General features: G+C 74.9%; 15 protein-coding genes. 9 read left to right on the top strand and 6 right to left on the bottom strand.

Features of this window, described 5'->3' with window-relative positions:
* From ACWEN3_RS11350 to ACWEN3_RS11360, 3 genes are all read left to right on the top strand, one after another.
* Window positions 1-989 (top strand): APC family permease (locus ACWEN3_RS11350; RefSeq protein ID WP_452968620.1); only part of this gene is annotated, 989 nt, incomplete at its 5' end.
* 112 nt (window positions 990-1101) lie between these two features.
* Entirely contained in the window at window positions 1102-1686 is a 585-nt protein-coding gene (locus ACWEN3_RS11355) for a TetR/AcrR family transcriptional regulator (protein WP_452968623.1), read from the top strand.
* On the top strand, window positions 1679-2404 hold the full coding sequence (locus ACWEN3_RS11360; RefSeq protein WP_452968626.1) for an alpha/beta fold hydrolase: 726 nt from the start codon (window positions 1679-1681) through the stop codon (window positions 2402-2404). The genes ACWEN3_RS11355 and ACWEN3_RS11360 overlap by 8 nt, the downstream gene beginning before the upstream one ends.
* On the opposite strand, the gene ACWEN3_RS11365 is transcribed toward ACWEN3_RS11360, so the two are convergent.
* Together ACWEN3_RS11365 and ACWEN3_RS11370 are read right to left on the bottom strand one after the other, a co-directional pair.
* On the bottom strand, window positions 2338-3147 hold the full coding sequence (locus tag ACWEN3_RS11365; RefSeq protein ID WP_452968628.1) for an isocitrate lyase/PEP mutase family protein: 810 nt from the start codon (window positions 3145-3147) through the stop codon (window positions 2338-2340). The genes ACWEN3_RS11360 and ACWEN3_RS11365 overlap by 67 nt on opposite strands.
* 125 nt (window positions 3148-3272) lie before the next feature.
* Entirely contained in the window at window positions 3273-4967 is a 1695-nt protein-coding gene (locus ACWEN3_RS11370; protein ID WP_452968685.1) for a DUF2264 domain-containing protein, read from the bottom strand.
* Between the two features lie 202 nt (window positions 4968-5169).
* On the opposite strand from ACWEN3_RS11370, the gene mmuM reads away from it, so the two are divergent.
* Window positions 5170-6099 carry a homocysteine S-methyltransferase gene (gene mmuM / locus ACWEN3_RS11375; protein ID WP_452968631.1) on the top strand — a complete coding sequence of 310 codons (930 nt, stop codon included), beginning with the start codon at window positions 5170-5172 and terminating at the stop codon, window positions 6097-6099.
* Between the two features lie 873 nt (window positions 6100-6972).
* Here the strand turns inward: mmuM and ACWEN3_RS11380 are convergent.
* A complete protein-coding gene (locus ACWEN3_RS11380) occupies window positions 6973-8538 on the bottom strand; it encodes a carboxylesterase/lipase family protein (RefSeq protein WP_452968634.1) in 1566 nt (521 codons plus the stop codon).
* Window positions 8539-8779: 241 nt separating this feature from the next.
* On the opposite strand from ACWEN3_RS11380, the gene ACWEN3_RS11385 reads away from it, so the two are divergent.
* The 3 genes from ACWEN3_RS11385 (at window position 8780) to ACWEN3_RS11395 (ending at window position 10221) form a co-directional block, all read left to right on the top strand.
* Window positions 8780-8983: a hypothetical protein gene (locus ACWEN3_RS11385; RefSeq protein ID WP_452968637.1), complete on the top strand. Its 204-nt coding sequence runs from the start codon at window positions 8780-8782 to the stop codon at window positions 8981-8983.
* Window positions 8984-9088: 105 nt separating this feature from the next.
* On the top strand, window positions 9089-9721 hold the full coding sequence (locus ACWEN3_RS11390) for a VOC family protein (RefSeq protein ID WP_452968640.1): 633 nt from the start codon (window positions 9089-9091) through the stop codon (window positions 9719-9721).
* Between the two features lie 98 nt (window positions 9722-9819).
* The gene (locus ACWEN3_RS11395; protein ID WP_452968643.1) at window positions 9820-10221 is read left to right on the top strand and encodes a VOC family protein; all 402 of its coding nucleotides are present in this window, start codon (window positions 9820-9822) and stop codon (window positions 10219-10221) included.
* Here the strand turns inward: ACWEN3_RS11395 and ACWEN3_RS11400 are convergent.
* The 3 genes from ACWEN3_RS11400 to ACWEN3_RS11410 all read right to left on the bottom strand — a co-directional run bounded on the left by ACWEN3_RS11400 (window position 10204) and on the right by ACWEN3_RS11410 (window position 13470).
* The gene (locus ACWEN3_RS11400; RefSeq protein WP_452968646.1) at window positions 10204-10890 is read right to left on the bottom strand and encodes a helix-turn-helix domain-containing protein; all 687 of its coding nucleotides are present in this window, start codon (window positions 10888-10890) and stop codon (window positions 10204-10206) included. The two genes, ACWEN3_RS11395 and ACWEN3_RS11400, sit on opposite strands and share 18 nt — an antisense overlap.
* A 76-nt stretch (window positions 10891-10966) precedes the next feature.
* Window positions 10967-11914 (bottom strand): AraC family transcriptional regulator, encoded by a 948-nt coding sequence (locus ACWEN3_RS11405; RefSeq protein ID WP_452968649.1) that lies wholly within the window; start codon window positions 11912-11914, stop codon window positions 10967-10969.
* A 146-nt stretch (window positions 11915-12060) separates the two neighbouring features.
* Window positions 12061-13470 (bottom strand): YhjD/YihY/BrkB family envelope integrity protein, encoded by a 1410-nt coding sequence (locus ACWEN3_RS11410; RefSeq protein WP_452968652.1) that lies wholly within the window; start codon window positions 13468-13470, stop codon window positions 12061-12063.
* A 142-nt stretch (window positions 13471-13612) separates the two neighbouring features.
* Here ACWEN3_RS11410 and ACWEN3_RS11415 point away from each other — a divergent pair, with 142 nt between their 5' ends.
* Window positions 13613-15250, top strand: a complete 1638-nt coding sequence (locus ACWEN3_RS11415; RefSeq protein ID WP_452968655.1) for an acyl-CoA dehydrogenase family protein — start codon at window positions 13613-13615, stop codon at window positions 15248-15250.
* A gap of 395 nt (window positions 15251-15645) precedes the next feature.
* A complete protein-coding gene (locus ACWEN3_RS11420; protein WP_452968688.1) occupies window positions 15646-16935 on the top strand; it encodes a GAF domain-containing protein in 1290 nt (429 codons plus the stop codon).
* The last annotated feature ends 126 nt before the right edge of the window (window positions 16936-17061 follow it).

Here is a 17061-nt window from a genome sequence, read left to right on the forward strand (position 1 = left end):
CCACCAGCGGCATCATCTTCGCGCTGCTGGGCTTCGAGCAGGCCGACCAGCTCGCCGGTGAGAGCGCCAACCCCAAGCGGGACATCCCGCGGGCGGTGATCGGGTCGATCGTGCTCGGCATCGTCATCTACATCCTGCTCCAGGTCGTCTTCCTCGCCGCGCTGCCCGCCTCGCAGATCGGCAGTCACTGGGCGACGTCCGCGTTCACCACGCTGAGCGGGCCGTTCGCACAGGTCGCCACATTGATCAGTCTGGGCTGGCTGGCCACGGTCCTCTATCTCGACGCGGTGGTCTCCCCCGCGGGCACGGGCCTGATCTACATCACCGGGTCGTCGCGGGTGTCGTACGGGCTCAGCCGGAACGGCTACGTGCCCTCCGCGTTCGAGTCCACCAACCGGCGCGGAGTCCCCTGGGTCGGCCTGATCGCGGCGTTCGTGGTCGGCTGCGTCTGCTTCCTGCCGTTCCCGAGCTGGCGTTCCCTCGTGGGGCTGATCACCAGCGCGAGCGTGCTGATGTACGCCGGCGCCCCGCTGTCCTTCGGAGTGTTCCGCAACCGGCTGCCGGAGGCGCACCGGCCCTACCGGCTGCCCGGCGGCGGCTGGATGTCGCCGCTGGCGTTCATCGTCGCCAACCTGCTGATCCTGTGGTCCGGGTGGACCACCGACTGGAAGCTCGGCGTCGCGATCCTCATCGGCTACGTCATCCTGGTGGCCAACCGGGTGTTCCGGATGAACCCCATCACCCCGCAGCTGGATCTGCGGGCCGCCCAGTGGCTGCCCGCCTACCTGGTCGGCATGGGACTGATCGTGTACCTGAGCGACTTCGGTCCCCTGAAGCACCCGTGGTTCCCGCTGGGGTGGGACATCGGCGTCACGGCGGCCTTCAGCCTCGTCATCTACTACTGGGCCATGGCGGTCGCGCTGCCGTCCGAGCAGATCCAGCAGATGATCGACAAGGTCGTCGTCCCGGAGGAGGAAGAGGTCCTCTGACCTCCCGCGCCGACGGCGGGCGCCGGTCCCAACTGCCGTCGTGGAAAAGGGTCGTCACCCGCTTTCCTAGGTGCTCTAGGATCTGTCCTGGAGACCCAAGGAGGTGGCGGGCGTGGCACGTGCGGGACTCACGGCCGAGCGGCTGGTGGCGGCCGCCGCCGAACTCGCCGACGAGGCGGGCTTCGAGCACGTCACGCTGTCCGCGCTGGCCCGCCGCTTCGGCGTGAAGGACGCGAGCCTGTACTCGCACGTCCGGGGCCTGGAGGACCTGCGCACCCGGCTCGCGCTGCACGCGGGCGGCGAGCTGATCGACCGGATCGCGGTGGCCGTGGCCGGCCGGGCGGGCAAGGACGCGCTGGCCGCCTTCGCCGACGCCTACCGCGCCTACGCCCTGGAGCATCCGGGCCGGTACGCGGCCACCCAGATCCGCGTCGACCAGTCCCTGATCGCCGGCTCCCCCGCGCTGCGCCGCACCGGCGAGATCACCTACGGCATGCTGCGCGGCTACGGCCTGGACGAGCCCGATCTGACGGACGCCGTGCGCCTGCTGCGCAGCACCTTCCACGGCTACTGCGCCCTGGAGGCCGCGGGCGGCTTCGGCGCGGACCGGGACGTACGGGCCTCCTGGGACAAGGCTATCGACGCCCTGCACCTGGCCCTTCGGCACTGGCCCCGGGAGAAGAAGAGCGATGACTGAGCCACCGCACCACGACAACTACGACGTCACGGGCAGCGGGCCCGTGCTGCTGGTGGTACCGGGCGGCGCGGGGCACCCGATGGGGCTCGGGCCGCTGACCGAGCGGCTGGCCGCGCGGTTCACCGTCGTGACGTACGACCCGCTCGGGCTCGCCCACGGCCGGCTCGGTCCGCCGGTGGCCGAGCAGCGGGTGGCGGACTGGAGCGAGGGGGCGCACCGGGTGCTTCGGGCGGTGCTGCCCGAGGGCGAGTCCGCCTACGTGTTCGGGACCAGCTCCGGCGGCATCGCGGTCCTCGACCTGCTCGCCCGGCATCCGCGGCGGCTGGCGCACGTGGTCGCGCACGAACCGCCGTGCGTCACCGTGCTGCCGGACGGCGCGGAGCGGCGGGCCGAGCTGATCGCCCGGCTGGACGGAGCCGAACGGCCGCCCGCCGAGGGCGGTTCGGCGACCCCGATGGGCGTCTTCCTCGCCCGGGTGCTGCGTCCGTTCACCCGGTACACGCCCGGCCCCACCCCGCCACCGGGCCGGCTCACCCTCGCCGCCGGCGCCGGCTCACGCGGTCAACTGCTGCACCGGACGACCGAGTTGCTCGCCGAGCGTCTCGGCGGGGACTTCGTGGAGTTTCCCGGCGGGCACCTCGGCGCGCTGGATCACCCGGTGGAGTTCGCGGACCTCCTCACCGAGACGCTGCGCTCCAGGGCGCACACCTCGTCGTAGGAGGGCGTCGTGCCGCCGGGGACACGGCCGGCGGCGATGTCCGCCACCGCGTCCAGCGCCGCGCCGAGCGCCCGCCGGTAGGGCAGCGAGCCGAGGCTCACCCGGGCCACGCCGAGTCCGGCGAGGTCGGGGACGCCGGGTCCGGCGGGCGAGTACAGGATGTTGAGGGGAACGCCGAGTCGGCGGACGAGGGCGGCGATCCGCTCCGGGTCGGTCAGTCCCGGCACGAACACCCCGTCGGCGCCCGCCTGCTGGTAGGCGTCCAGGCGCCGTAGGGTGTCCGTCTCGTCCCCGTCGCCCGACCAGTGGGTGTCGGTGCGGGCGTTGACGAACATCCCGGGCACGGCGGCCTTGACGGCGGCGATCTTCGCCGCGTGCCGGCCGCTCGGCCCGAGGGCGTCCTCCAGGTTGACGCCGACCGCCCCGGCACGCCACAACTGCCGGGCCAGCTCGGCCACTTCCTCGGGGTCGTCGCTGAAGCCCGCTTCGGCGTCGACCGAGAGGAGCCAGGACGCCCGGCCGAGGGTCTCGGCGAGCCGCAAGGTGTGCTCGCGGGTCGCCGCCGCTCCGTCGGGCAGACCGGCGGCCGCCGCCACCGCGAGGCTCGACGTGGCGATCGCGGGGAACCCCCGGGCGGCCAGTGCGGCGGCCGAGGCGTGGTCCCAGGCGTTGGGCAGCAGCAGCGGCTCCCCCGGACGACGGTGGAGCGCGGCGAAGGACGCCGCACGAAGCTCTGCGGTCATACGGCCATGGTGGACCCGGGTCGTTTCGGCGCGCGCCGAACCGTGCCGCCCCGGGGCGCGGACATCGGCCTCTTCGTGAGGCCGCGGGTCCCACGTCACCGGCAGGAGGAGACGAGCGCCCCCGGTCACTCCCGTACGGTGACGTCGACGGCCCGCTCCGTCAGCCGGACCCGCGCCCCGGCTCCGCCGCTCCAGCGGACGTCCAGCTCGCAGGGTCCGTCCGCCCGTACGGACACCAGGTCCGCGAGGGGTGCCGGATCGGGTTCCGCGGTCAGCCGGGCCAGTGCGGCGAACAGGGTGGGTCCGGCGCCGGTGGTGCCGGTGAGGGCGCCGGACAGGCCGAGCGCGGGCAGGAGTTCGGCCCGTACGCCGTCCCTCCCCGCCGGCCAGCCGGTGATCCGGACCGGTGTTCCGGCGGCCGCGCCGGCCACCAGGTGCGCCCGCACCTCCGCCGCGCCCCGGGCGAGCACCACGCTGGTCACGGTGACCCCCTCGCGCACGGTGTGCCGGGACGCGATCCAGCCCTCGCCCGTGCCCAGCGGCTCGATCCGGGTACGGTCCGGATCGCCGCCGACGAACACGCTGTTGTCGTACGACGGCGCGGGCACGGTGGCGGTGGAGTAACCGAGCCGGGTGTAGTACGGGTCGTAACGGACGTCCTCGCTGCCGTGGTTGTGCAGCCGGACCAGGCCGTCCGAACGGGTCGACTGGAGAAGCCAGTTGGGGGCGGGCACGGACCGCACCTCGTCTGCGCGCTCGGCCGGGGCCGGTTCCTCCGGCGCGGTCCACACCTCGTGCCCGGGCGGCAGCAGCAGGCCGAGGAAGCCCTTGCTCGCCCAGTACGGGGAGGCCGGGCCCGAGTAGCCCTGCAGCACCGCCTCGTCGGGGCCGAGCCAGCCGAGCGACAGCAGGCCCCGCTCGTCGGCGGCGCCCGCGTCGAGGAAGTACCTGAGGGCGCCGGAGGCCAGCCTGCGGGTCTCGCCGGGGGACAGGGGGGTGTGCCCGGTCAGCGCGCCGAGCCAGAGCGGGGCCGTCGTCGCGAAGCGGTAGGTCAGGGAGCGGCCCTGGTGCACGGGGGCGCCGTCGCCGCCGAACAGGCGGGCGTAGTCGGCGAGATGACGGGAGAGCCGCTCCCCGTAGAGCGCGAGCAGTTCGGCGTCGTCCGCCAGCCATGCGTGGAGCACCGGGTACAGGTGCATCGCCCAGCCGTTGTAGTAGTCGAACTTGCGGCCGTCCCCGTCGGTGTACCAGCCGCCGCCGACGTACCAGCCCTCGATCCGCTCCAGGCCGCGGTCGACCGCCTTGCGGGCCGCCTCCTCCCGGTGACCGATCCCGGCGAGGAAGCCGCCGACGGTGACCGGGAACAACTCCCAGTTGCACGGCCAGGGTTCGGCGGTGAGCGCGTCCGCCAGCCACTGGGCCGTCCGCTCCCGTACGCGGTCGTCCAGGCGGTCCCAGAGCAGCGGCCGGGTCAGCCGCAGGGCGAGGGCGACGGAGGCGGCCTCGACGAGGGGCTGGCCGCGGTCCTCGATGCGCGGCCAGACCCCGCCGGGGCCGGTGGCGAGGCCGTCGGCGTACCGGCCGAGCGCCGTCTCGTCCCGGCGGAACGCGGCCAGCAGCAGCGTACGGGCGTAGCCCTCCAGCCCGTCCGACAGGCGGCCGGACCAGCTCTCGCGAGCGCCGGGCAGGTGGTAGAAGGCCCGGTCGGGGGTGGCGTACGGCTCGACGGCGGCGAGCAGGGCGTCGGCGGCGGCCTCCCAGTGGGCGCGGGTGTAGCCGGTGTACGGGCTCGGGGTGCGGTCGTCGGCGGGCAGTCGGATCACGGCAGTCGGGTTCCCTTCCCGGCGTGGCCTGGAGCGCCCCGGTTCCGGTCGGAGCGCCCCAGGGGCTCATCCCACCCGTTGGACCGTACCCGCTCGGGGCAAGCGCTTTCCAGACCTCGGCGTGACGTATCGAAACCCAGGGTGCTCGCCTGCTGGACGGCGGGGGCCGTCGGCAGCGCGGTTCGACTAGCGTCGTGACATGACCGGCAGCGCCCCCTCCCCCAGCCTCGCCGCGGCCCTCGCCGACGGGACGGTGGTGCTCGACGGCGGCATGTCCAACCAGCTGGAGGCCGCCGGGCACGACCTGAGCGACGAACTGTGGTCGGCGCGGCTGCTCGCGGAACGGCCGGAGGCGGTCGCCGCGGCGCATCTCACGTACTTCCTGGCGGGCGCGAGCGTGGCGATCACCGCCAGCTACCAGGCCACCTTCGAGGGCTTCGCCAGGCGCGGCATCGGCCGCGCGGAGGCGGCGCGACTGCTCGCGCTGAGCGTCGAACTGGCCCGTACGGCGGCTCGTCGGGCCGGGGACGCGGGCGCCGGGCGGCCGCTGTGGGTGGCGGCCTCGGCCGGCCCGTACGGGGCGATGCTGGCGGACGGCTCGGAGTACCGGGGCCGGTACGGGCTGAGCGTGACGGAGCTGGAGCGGTTCCACCGGCCGCGGCTGGAGGCGCTGGCCGCCGCCGCGCCGGACGTGTTCGCGCTGGAGACCGTACCGGACGCCGACGAGGCCACCGCGCTGCTCCGGGCGGTGCGGGGACTCGGGGTGCCGGCCTGGCTGTCGTACACGGTCGACGGCCGGCGCACCCGCGCCGGGCAGCCCCTGGAGGAGGCCTTCGCCCTGGCCGCCGACGCGGACGAGGTGATCGCGGTGGGCGTGAACTGCTGCGCGCCCGAGGACGTGGCGCCGGCCGTGGAGATCGCCGCCCGTGTCACCGGGAAGCCGGTGGTGGCCTACCCCAACAGCGGGGAGACCTGGGACGCCGGGGCCCGGGCGTGGAAGGGGCGCACGACCCTCGACGCCGAGCGCGTCAGGGCATGGCGGGAACGAGGTGCCCGACTGATCGGCGGCTGCTGCCGGGTGGGCCCGGAGACGATCGCGTCGATCGCGCGGGCACTGGCCACCACCTGAGCGGGTCGCCGCGGCCCAGCCGACGGACGCCGGGTCGCGGGGCTCGGGTGCTGGATGCGGCGTGAGTCGGTCGCCGCGGCCCCAGCGAGGGGCGCCGGGACACACGGACCGGGATCTGGACCCCGCCTGAGCCAGTCGCCACAGCCCCACCGAACGACGCGAGGTCACCCGGCCCTGTGCTGGACACCCCCTAAGCCGGGCGCCGCAGCCCCACCGACCGACGCCAGGTCGCCCAGCCCGGGCACTGGATGCCACCTAAGCCGGGCACCGCGCCCAGCCGACGGACGCCGGATCATCCGGCCCGGACGCCGGACACCTCCTGGCCCAGTCGCCACAGCCCCACCGACGGACGCCAGGCCACCGGACCGGGCGCTGCATGCCGCCTGAGCCAGTCACCGCAGCCCCACCGACGGACGCCGGATCATCCGGACCGGGCGCTGCATGCCGCCTGAACCAGTCGCCACAACCCAGTCGGCGGACGCCCGGTCACCCGGCCCGGACGCCGGACACCGCCTAAGCCGGGCGCCACGGCCCAGTCGACGGACGGCGGATCACCCGACTCGGGCGCTGGATGCCGCCTGGACCAGTCGCCACAACCCCACCGACCGACGCCGCGTCACCCGGCCCGGGCGCCGGAAACCGCCTGACCTAGTCGCCGCAACCCCACCAACGGACACCCGGTCACCCGGCCCGGACGCTGCATGCGGCCTGAACCAGTCGCCACAACCCAGTCGGCGGACGCCCGGCCGTACCCGGCGAGCCGTGCAACACCAGGGCGGTGCCGCGTGGTCGGCCGGCGCTTGCCGGTGCTGGTTTCGGGGGGCCGGTCGTCCGGCCCGGCGAGGGAGAGCGCCGGTGCCCCCGGGGGGAGTGTCAGCGGCGGAGCGCGCCGACCGAGCGGCGCAGCCGGCGCATGGCGGAGGCCAGTTCGGCGCCGGGGGCGCGGGGCACGGAGGCCGGCGGGGGCGGGGCGACGGGGGCGGCCGTCCAGAGCGCGTTCTCCGCGTCGCGCGGACCGTACGCGGTGTACGGGACGCCCTCGCCGAAGACCCGCACGGGATGCGAGGCGTCCCAGGACTGCCAGCCGGGTTCCCCGGTCGTCGCGAACCGGACCCAGGCCGAGTGCATCGCGTCGCACAGCTCCTGCGGCGCGCCCTCGCCGGCCAGCTTCTGCGACTCGGGCGTGTCACCGCTGTCGAACACGAAGCCCAGTTCCAGGGCGTGGCAGGCGCCGAGCCCGGGGCGGCGGGACGGCCAGGCGAACTCGTAGAGGTAGGAGGTGCCGGGGCGGGCGTCGGCCAGCCGCTGCAGCGGGATGCGCAGCAGGTGGTCGGTGACCATCTGGCCGACGATCTCGGCGGCGCCCGCGTCGGGGTGCAGTGCGCGGTAGCCGCGCGGCACCTCGTGGCCCGCGTGGCAGCGGGCCATGGCCCCGGCGAGGGCGACCGCGCCGAGCCGGTCGACGCGCTCCACCAGCCCGCCGGGCACCAGCCACAGCCGGTACTCGTCCCGGGTCCAGCCCATGAGCAGATCCACGCCCGGGGCGGCCTCGCCGTCGACCAGGGCCTTGAGCGGGTCGCGGGGTACGAGGTCGCCGTCCACGACGATGCCGAACGCCGGTCCGCCCAGCACCGGGCTGCTCAGCCGGCCGACCTCGGCCTGGGTGCGCAGCAGCAGGTCGCGGTCGACGGCGGCGAAGGCCTCGGCGGTCGCCGGGACCCTCAGCCGGGTGGCCATGCGGCGCACCATCCGCCGCACCTTGTCCCGGTCGGATGCCTCCGGCGGGCCGCTCTGCAGCACCGCCCGCCGGATCAGGCCCCGGGAGTGGGGCGATGCGAGCAGGACGCCCGCGCTGATCCCGCCGGCCGACTGGCCGCAGAGGGTGATCCGGTCCGGGTCGCCGCCGAAGGCCGCGATCGTCCCGTGGACCCAGCGCAGCGCGGTGAGCTGGTCGCGCAGGCCGGTGTTGGGCCGGGCGTCCGGGAACAGTCCGTAGCCCTCGACGCCCAGCCGGTAGTTGACCGAGACACAGACGACGCCGTCGCGGGCGAAGGAGCCGCCGTCGTACACCGGCACGGCCGAGGATCCCCTGGTCAGCGCACCGCCGTGCAGCCACACCAGGACGGGCAGCCGAGCCCCGGGGGCCGGTTCGGGGGTCCATACGTTGAGGTTGAGACAGTCGTCGCCGGGGATCACCGGGTCGGACAGGTACTGGGCGAACGCCTCGGAGTACGGCGGTTTCGGCGCGGTCGGCCCGAAGGCGGCCGCATCGCGCACCCCGTCCCAGGGCTCGGGCGGCTCGGGCGGGCGGAATCGCCGGGGGCCGAAGGGCGGGGCGGCGTAGGGGATGCCCCGGAACACCGCGATGCCCTGCTCGTACCGGCCGCGTACGGCCCCGTGGGGCGTCCTGACCACGGGGCCCGTCTGGTCTGCCGTCATCGCCCACCAGCCCTTCGGCGCGCTCGTGCATCCTTCACATCAGAGCACCACACCGCCCGGATGTATTCCGGTGCACAGACCCTGGACTGGGCTGTTCGGCGTACGCGAGGGCCAAGCCGTCGACCGAGCGCGGGCGCGCCACCGGGGCGTCCGTCGGCGACCCGCACCCCGGCCGGCCGCGTGAGGCCGCAGGGTTCGCGCCGGGCGGTGACCGGTGCCCGGAGCGGATCGTTGGGCGGGCATGGACCTCACCTCGCGCACCGCGGCAGCCGTCGCCGTGACCGCAGTCGCCCTGGTCGCCGCGTTCGGCACGGCGCATGCCGGCAGCCGCACCCTCGCCCCCGGACCGCACCGCGCCACGGTGTCCGCACCCGTCGGCGGGCACCACCCGGAGGGGGACGCCGAGGCCGTCCGGAACGGCCGCCCGGACCTCGCCGAGGACTGAACGCGCTGACGGCCGGCCCCTCCTCCGCCGCCGGTCCGCACGCTTGCCCCGTAAGGCGGATGGCGACCTTGAACCGCACGGCCGATGACCGTAGCCTCCCGCGGAATGAACGCCATTCCCGCGCACCTGGACCATCTCGTCCTCGCCACGCCCGACCTGGACGCGACGGTCGCCGAGTTCGCGCGCCGGACCGGGGTGACGCCCGCGCCCGGTGGTGTGCACATCGGCCGCGGCACCCGGAACCATCTGGTGGGGCTGGGCGGCCGGAGCTATCTGGAGATCATCGGTCCCGACCCGGAGCAGTCCGCACCCGACGGGCCGCGGCCGTTCGGCGTCGACGGGCTGACCGCCCCCCGCGCGCTCGCCTGGGCGATCAGCCCGCCCGACCTGGACGCGGCGATCACGGCGGCCCGCGCGCGGGGCTACGACCCGGGTCCCGTGCACCCGATGAGCCGCCGCACCCCGGACGGCACCGTGCTGCGGTGGCGGCTGACCGACAGCGACCGCGCGCACCCCTCCGGCCTGGTGCCGTTCCTCATCGACTGGGGCGACTCCCGCCACCCGGCCGCCTCCGGCCTGCCGGTCACCCCGCTGCTGGCGGTGTCCGCCACCGTGCCCCATCCGGAGGAGGTGCGCGGCCCCCTGGCGGCCCTCGGCACCGCACTGCCCCTCGCGTCCGGCCCGGCCGCGCTCACCTTCACCGTGGACACCCCCAAGGGCCCGGTCACGTTCGCCTGAGCGGCGCGTCGCCCCCCTTCCCGGCCTCCCCCGAGGGCCCGGCCCGGGTGACCGCTTTCTTCAAGACCGCCCGCGCGGTGGCTGCCTACGGTGGCCGCATGACCGCACGATTCGCCGTGATCGGCGTGGTGGCCTCCGACATGGCCGCCTCGCTCGCCTTCTACCGTCGCCTCGGACTCGTCTTTCCCGGGGGTGCCGAGACCCAGCCGCACGTCGAGGCCGAACTGCCCGGCGGGCTGACCCTCGCCCTCGACACCGAGGACACCGTCCGCTCCTTCCACCCGGCGTGGCGGCCACCGGCCGGGGGCGGCCGGGTCGCGCTCGCCTTCCGTTGCGACTCACCCGCCGAGGTCGACGCGCTCTACGAGGACCTGGTGGGCGCCGGGTACCACGGAGAGCTGAAGCCGTGGGACGCCTTCTGGGGGCAGCGGTACGCCACCGTGCACGACCCCGACGGCAACGGCGTCGACCTGTTCGCCCCGCTACCCGCCGCCGAGTAGCTCGCCGAGCGGCTTCCCCGCCAACTCCCTCACCTCACGGGCGAGATGGGGCTGATCCGCGTACCCCGCGCGGACCGCCGTCTCGGCGTCCGGCACGCCCGCGCGAGCGAGCGCCAGGGCCCGCTGCAGACGCAGGATGCGGGCCAGGGTCTTCGGTCCGTAGCCGAACGCGTTCAGGCACCGGCGGTGCAACGTACGGGCCCCGACGCCGAGTTCGGTGGCCGTCGCCGCGACCGCGCGGCCCTCGTCCAGGCACTCCACCAGCCGGTGCAGCAGCGGGTCGGGGGCCGCCGTCCACGCGGCCCGGTCCAGGGCGACGTCCTCCAGCGCCGACGCCGGGTCGGGCGCCGCCTCGACGCGGTCGCACAGCCGCCGTACCCGCGAGGCGGCCCACAGGTCGGCCAACTCCACCCGCCGGTCGCGCAGTTCGTGCGCCGGCACGCCGAGCAGTGCGGGCGCGGTACCGGGGAAGAAGCGGATGCCCGCCCAGGAGCCGGCCGGGCCCTCGGGGACGTACGGGCGGGTGTCGGGGCCGGCGACCAGCAGCCGGCCCTCGCTCCACAGCAGGTCCATGCAGCCGTCGGGCAGCACGGGCCGGGCACCGGCCCCGCCCGGGGTGTTCGTCCACACGACCGCACCGGTCAGCCGGGACACCCGCTCCGCGTACACGGGTGTCAGCGTACGCCGGGGTCGCACCGCCCGGCCCGGAGCACCATCGGCCGAGCCCGGCCCCCGGGGCACCCCCTCACTGCCGAACCAGGCCCCCGGCCCGGTGTTCCTGGGGGCTGACGCCGTGGAGGCGTTTGAAGGCGGTGGAGAGGGCGAACGCGCTGCCGTAGCCGACCTGGCGGGCGATGGCCTCCAGGGTGAGGTCGGTGTCGCGCAGGCGGTCCGCGGCGAGGGCGAGCCGCCAGCCGGTCAGGTAGGTCATCGGGGGCTCGCCCACCAGGTCGGAGAAGCGGCGGGCCAGGGCCGCACGCGACACCCCGGCCTCGGCGGCGAGCGCGGCCACCGTCCACGGGTGCGCCGGATCGCCCTGCAGCAGCCTGAGCGCACGGCCGACGACCGGGTCGGCCAGGGCCCGGTACCACGCGGGCGCCGCCGCCTCCGGGCGGGAGAACCAGGCCCGCAGCGCACTGATCAGCAGCAGGTCGAGCAGGCGGTCCAGCACCACCTCCTGGCCGGGCTCGTCGCGGACGATCTCCTCCGTGAGCAGCGGGATCAGCGGGCTGGGCCACACCTCGGCGGGCAGCGTCAGCAGGGGCGGCAGGGCGTCGAGCAGACGGCCGCTGATCTCACCGCGCATCAGGTAGGTGCCGATGAGCATCATCGTGCCGGCGTCGGGGCGGTCGCCCCAGGTGCGCAGCCCGAGGTCCATGGAGCCGTTCAGGGAGCCGCCGTCGGGGTAGCGGCACTCGCCGCCGGGCAGGATCAGCGCCTGCGGGGCGGTGCCGGGGGCGTCGGCGCAGGTGTACGGCTGCGGACCGCGTGCGATCGCCAGGTCGCCGGGGCCGAGCCGGACCGTGGTGCCGTCGGCGTCCGTGGTGATCCAGCAGCCGCCGCGGGCCGTGATCACCAGCGTCAGCGGTGCCTCGTCCGCCACCCGCACCGCCCAGGGCGGGTCGAAACACGCCCGGATCATGAAGGCGCCACGCGCGCGTGGACCGTCCAGCAGGCCGGCGAGTGCGTCCATGGGTGCAGCGTAGACGCGCGTGCGAGGGGATGAGCGGGCGTTTTCGCCGCGTCCGGACCGGCGGCCTGCGGTCTCATGGGAAGGGCTCGGCGGCCGAGTGCCGCCGGGCCCTGGCGCGCGTCGGGCGTCGCGTGCCGCCCCCGCGGTCACCTCTGCGGGTGTGCCGGGTCCCCGTTGCCGTTGTTGCTGCCGGTGCCGTGCCTGTGCCGCCCGCCCCAGCCGCCGGGCGGCTGCGGCCCGCTCCCGCTCTCCGGCAGGCCCCGGCCACCGGCCCGATCGCCCGGCTGCCACCCGCTCCCCCGGTCCCCCGGATACTGACCGCTCCCGCTCTCCGGCAGGGCCGGGCCGCCGGCCCCGTCCTTCGGGCGCTGTGCGCTCCCGCCGTCCTGCGGCCGCTGCCTGCCGCCCTTCTCCTGGGGTGGCTGTCCGCCCGCCTTCTGCGCGTGCTGGGGGTTCTTCACATGGGTGCGCAGGCGGGCCGTCACGTCCTCGGGGGGCAGGAAGCGGGACCAGCGCTCGGGGAACTCCGAGGGCATGTCGGGGTCGTCCGGGTCGGTGTCGCGGCCGGCCGCGGCGCGGGCGACGTAGTCGGCGACCTGCGCCTCGCGCACCCGGTCGTTGGCCTCGCGGGCCGCCGCCGTGGCCGCGGCCGGCCAGACCCGGTCGATGGCGGCGTTGACCGCGGCCCCGACGAGCACGGCGAAGGCCGACACGCCGATCCAGAGCAGCACGGCGACGGACGCGGCGAGGGAGCCGTAGATCGTGGCGCCCTCGATGCTGTGCACGAGGTAGATCCGGAGCAGGAAGCTGCCGAGGACCCACATGGCCAGGGCGACGAGCGCGCCGGGGACGTCCTCGATCCACGGCGAGCGCACCGGTACGGACACGTGGTAGAGGGTCGTGAGGAAGGCGATGGACAGGACCATCACGACCGGCCAGTACAGCACCTGGACGACCGTCGCCGACCAGGGCACGAACCGCACCACCGCGTCCGGCCCGGCCACCATCAGCGGCAGCGCCACCGAGCCGATCAGCAGGGCCACGATGAACAGCAGGAAGGCCATGATCCGAGTCTTCACGATGCCCCGGACGCCGTCGAGGCCGTACATCACGGTGATGGTGTCGATGAAGACGTTCACCGCGCGCGAGCCCGACCACAGGGCGAACAGGAAGCCGATGGAGATGACGTCGGGCCGGCCGCCCTTCATCACGTCGTGCAGGATCGGCTGGGTGATCTCCTTCACGCCCTTGTCGGACAGCACGGTCCGGGAGGCGTCGAGGATGTTGGTCTCCAGGCTCGCGATGGTGTGGGTGCCGGTCCAGGTGTCGACGTAGCCGAGCAGCCCGATGAGGCAGAGCAGCAGCGGCGGCACGGACAGCAGCGTGAAGAACGCCGCCTCGGCCGCCAGGCCCAGGATGCGGTACTCCATGCAGGAGTTGACGGTGTCCTTGAGCAGCAGCCAGGCGGTCCTGCGCTTGGAGACGTTCCGGTAGAGGGCCCGGGCCCGGTGGAGCCGGCCGGCCGGCCGCTCGGGGGGTTCGCTTGCTGGCTGCACGACCCAAAGGTATCCGCAGGACCCGGCCGCTCTCACCTCGCGGGGCGGGGCCGGCCCGGACGGCCGGAACCGGCGCGCCGGCCGGGGGCGCTGTGCCACTCTGGAGGTCATCACCTCCGCCGTCCCGGGTAGGTTCCCAACCATGGCAGGCACCCCCACCCACACCGTGACGAACCAGCCGCCCCCGCTGGTCGGCTACGACCTCTTCACCGCCGACCGGGCCCTCCTGGAGGCCGTCGAGCGGCACACCCCGGACGACGTTCTGGACGAGGTGCGCGCCGAGCTGTCCGCGCTGGGCCGCACCTCGGGCTCGGCGCAGGTGCAGGAGTGGGCTGTGCAGGCCAACGAGCATCCGCCCCGGCTGCGCACTCACGACCGGTACGGCCACCGGATCGACGAGGTGGAGTTCCACCCGGCCTGGCACCGGCTGCTCGGCAAGGGTGTCTCGGCGGGGCTGACCGGCGCCTGGACGCGGCCGGCCGGGCATGTGCGCCGGGCGGCCGGGTTCCTCGTCTGGACCCAGGTCGAGTCGGGCAACTGCTGCCCGCTGTCCATGACCCACGCGGCGGTGCCCGCGCTGCGCACCGACCCGGAACTGGCCGCCGTGTGGGAGCCCCGGCTGACCTCCACGATCTACGACCGGGAGCTGCGGCCCGCCGCGCTGAAGTCCGGGGCGATCTTCGGCATGGGCATGACGGAGAAGCAGGGCGGCAGCGACGTGCGGGCGAACACCACCGAGGCCCGGCCGCTCGCGGAGGACGGCGCCTACACCCTCACCGGGCACAAGTGGTTCTGCTCGGCCCCGATGTCGGACGCCTTCCTGGTGCTCGCGCAGGCCCCCGGAGGCCTGACCTGTTTCCTGGTCCCGCGCGTGCTGGACGACGGCGGGCGCAACGTCTTCCTGATCCAGCGGCTGAAGGACAAGCTGGGCAACCGGTCCAACGCCTCCGCCGAGGTCGAGTTCGAGGGCACGTGGGCGCGCCGGGTCGGCGAGGAGGGGCGCGGGGTGCGCACCATCATCGAGATGGTCGCCGCGACCCGGCTCGACTGCGCGCTCGGTTCGGCGGGCCTGATGCGGCAGGCGGTGGCGCAGGCGATCCACCACTGCTCGCACCGCGAGGCGTTCGGCGGCAGGCTGGCCGACAAGCCGCTGATGCGCAACGTCCTCGCCGACCTCGCACTGGAGTCCGAGGCCGCGACCGCGCTCACGCTGCGGCTGGCGGCGGCCTACGACGACGGGGGCGAGCAGGAGCGCGCCTTCCTGCGGCTGGCCGTGCCGGCCGCGAAGTACTGGATCACCAAGCGGTGTGCGCCGCTGGCGGTCGAGGCCGCCGAGTGCCTGGGCGGCAACGGGTACGTCGAGGAGTCCGGACTGCCCCGGCTGGTGCGCGAGTCGCCGCTGAACTCCGTCTGGGAGGGCGCCGGGAACGTGCAGGCGCTGGACGTGCTGCGGGCGTTGCAGCGGGAGCCGGGCGCGCTCGACGCCTGCCTCGCCGAGATCGGCCGGGCCCACGGCGCCGACCACCGGCTCGACCGGGCGGTGAAGGACCTCTTCGCGGAACTCGCCGATCTGGAGGGCGTCGAGGGCCGGGCCCGGCGTCTGGTGGAGCGTCTCGCGCTCGCCCTCCAGGGCTCGCTGCTGGTCCGCCACGCGCCCCCGGAGGTCGCCGACGCGTTCTGCGCCTCCCGGCTGGGCGGCGACCACGGCGGGGCGTTCGGCACCCTGCCGACGAGCCTGGACCTGGAAGCGGTGGTGGAACGGGCGCGCCCGGTCTCCTGAGGCTGGGGGCGGGGCGCCTCACCGAGGGGCGCGGGGCGCCGCCGTCACGCGGCTCCGCCGCGCGGGCGTGAGCGGGCGGACCGGACGCGCGCCGGCGTGCCGGAAGCCCGGAGGGGGTGGTGCTGCGCCGACACGGCACCACCCTCTCCACCTGGGCCCGTTGCAGCCCACGGACGCCGAGGACGGCGTCGTAGTCAAGTCTCAGCCACCTTCCGGCGGTTCACCAGGGTTGCAGGGGGTTGCAACTTGTTGGCGCACATGCGCGGAGTGTGTGCCTCCGGCCTGCCCGGACCGGCAGTATGAGAGCCACAGCCGGACCGGAAACCGCCGCCCGGACCGCTTGACAGGAATGTTCGATGCCCTTCTCCGGGAGGAGCCGAGTGGTGAACGCGTCGATGAACGTGGCGCGCCTGGCCGCCGTGGACGCGGCGCAGGCGGCGCGGGTGCTGAGCGAGGTGCGTGAGGCCACGCTGGCCGGTCAACGTGCGCGGATCGCGCCCCGGCCGGTGATCGAGCAGTCCTGGGGACGGATGCTGCGCGGCGGCGTCGACCCCGACCGGGACTTCAGGTCCGGGCTGCTGTCCTCCGACGAAGTGCGGCGCCGGCGCGAGGAGTCACAGCTCAGGCACGTCCTGCCGGTGCTGCGCGAAGGTCTGCTTTCGGTCGCGGACGTCGCCCAGCACATCATGGTCGTCGCGGACGCCGACGGGCGGGTGCTGTGGCGTGAGGGGTCGCATCCCGTGCTGCGCAAGGCGGACGGCCTCGGCTTCGAACTGGGCGCGGACTGGCGGGAAGACGTCGTCGGCACCAACGGGGTGGGCACCCCGGCGGTCGTACGACGGCCCGTGCAGGTCTTCGCCGGCGAGCACTTCGTCCGCTCGCAGACCTCCTGGACCTGTACGGGCGCCCCGATCACCGACCCGAGGGACGGCCGGCTGCTCGGCGTGGTGGACGTCAGCGGCCCGCTGGAGACCATGCATCCGGCGACCCTCGCCTGGGTGGACTCGGTCGCCAAGCTGGCCGAGGCGCGGCTGCGGGAGCTGCATCTGGCCTCGCTGGAGCGGCTGCGGACGGTGGCGGCGCCCGTGCTGGCCCGGCTGGACGGGCGGGCGCTGGTGGTGGACCGGGACGGCTGGGCGGCGGCCGTGACCGGGATGCCGTACCTGCGCAGGATCACGCTGCCCAAGTCGCCGGCGCCGGGCCGCCGGTGGCTGCCCTCGCTGGGCTCGTGCACGGTGGAGCCGCTGGCCGACGGCTGGCTGCTGCGGGCGGACGACGAACCGCACGCCACCTCCGCCACCCGGCTCGTGCTGGACCTCGCCCGGCCCGGCCGCCGCACGGTCACGGTGTCGGCCTCGGCGGGCTCCTGGTCGCGGGAACTGAGTCCCCGGCACGCCGAGTTGCTGTTCCTGCTGGCCGAACAGCCGCGCGGGCGGGGGGCGGCCGACCTGGCCGAGGATCTGTTCGGAGACCCTTCACGTACGGTGACGGTGCGTGCCGAGATGTCGCGGATCCGGCGCTATCTAGGGGAACTTCTGCAGCATCGGCCCTACCGTCTCGCCGAGACCGCGGAGGTGGAGGTGCTGCTCCCCGACGACCCCCGTGACCTGCTGCCCCGGTCGACGGCACCGGCGGTGGCACGGCGGCGGACGGCCACCGGGGGCGGTCGGCCGACGCCGCCCTGAGAGCCCGGGCACGGTTCCTTCGGCGTGCCTTCCACGTATTTGCGGGGTCTTCGCCCTGCGCGGACCGTTACTGCCGTAGCATCCCCTACGGGCTTCCTCATCTGCTCCTCGGGTCAACCTACTGAT

This window comes from Streptomyces sp. NPDC004561, from assembly GCF_053602155.1.

Coding starts and splice junctions, on each gene's coding strand:
- ACWEN3_RS11365 (WP_452968628.1), bottom strand. CDS start 3,147: ATGACCGCAGAGCTTCGTGCGGCGTCCTTCGCCGCGCTCCACCGTCGT.
- ACWEN3_RS11380 (WP_452968634.1), bottom strand. CDS start 8,538: ATGACGGCAGACCAGACGGGCCCCGTGGTCAGGACGCCCCACGGGGCC.
- ACWEN3_RS11420 (WP_452968688.1), top strand. CDS start 15,646: ATGAACGTGGCGCGCCTGGCCGCCGTGGACGCGGCGCAGGCGGCGCGG.
- ACWEN3_RS11415 (WP_452968655.1), top strand. CDS start 13,613: ATGGCAGGCACCCCCACCCACACCGTGACGAACCAGCCGCCCCCGCTG.
- ACWEN3_RS11360 (WP_452968626.1), top strand. CDS start 1,679: ATGACTGAGCCACCGCACCACGACAACTACGACGTCACGGGCAGCGGG.
- ACWEN3_RS11405 (WP_452968649.1), bottom strand. CDS start 11,914: ATGGACGCACTCGCCGGCCTGCTGGACGGTCCACGCGCGCGTGGCGCC.
- ACWEN3_RS11390 (WP_452968640.1), top strand. CDS start 9,089: ATGAACGCCATTCCCGCGCACCTGGACCATCTCGTCCTCGCCACGCCC.
- mmuM (WP_452968631.1), top strand. CDS start 5,170: ATGACCGGCAGCGCCCCCTCCCCCAGCCTCGCCGCGGCCCTCGCCGAC.
- ACWEN3_RS11385 (WP_452968637.1), top strand. CDS start 8,780: ATGGACCTCACCTCGCGCACCGCGGCAGCCGTCGCCGTGACCGCAGTC.
- ACWEN3_RS11395 (WP_452968643.1), top strand. CDS start 9,820: ATGACCGCACGATTCGCCGTGATCGGCGTGGTGGCCTCCGACATGGCC.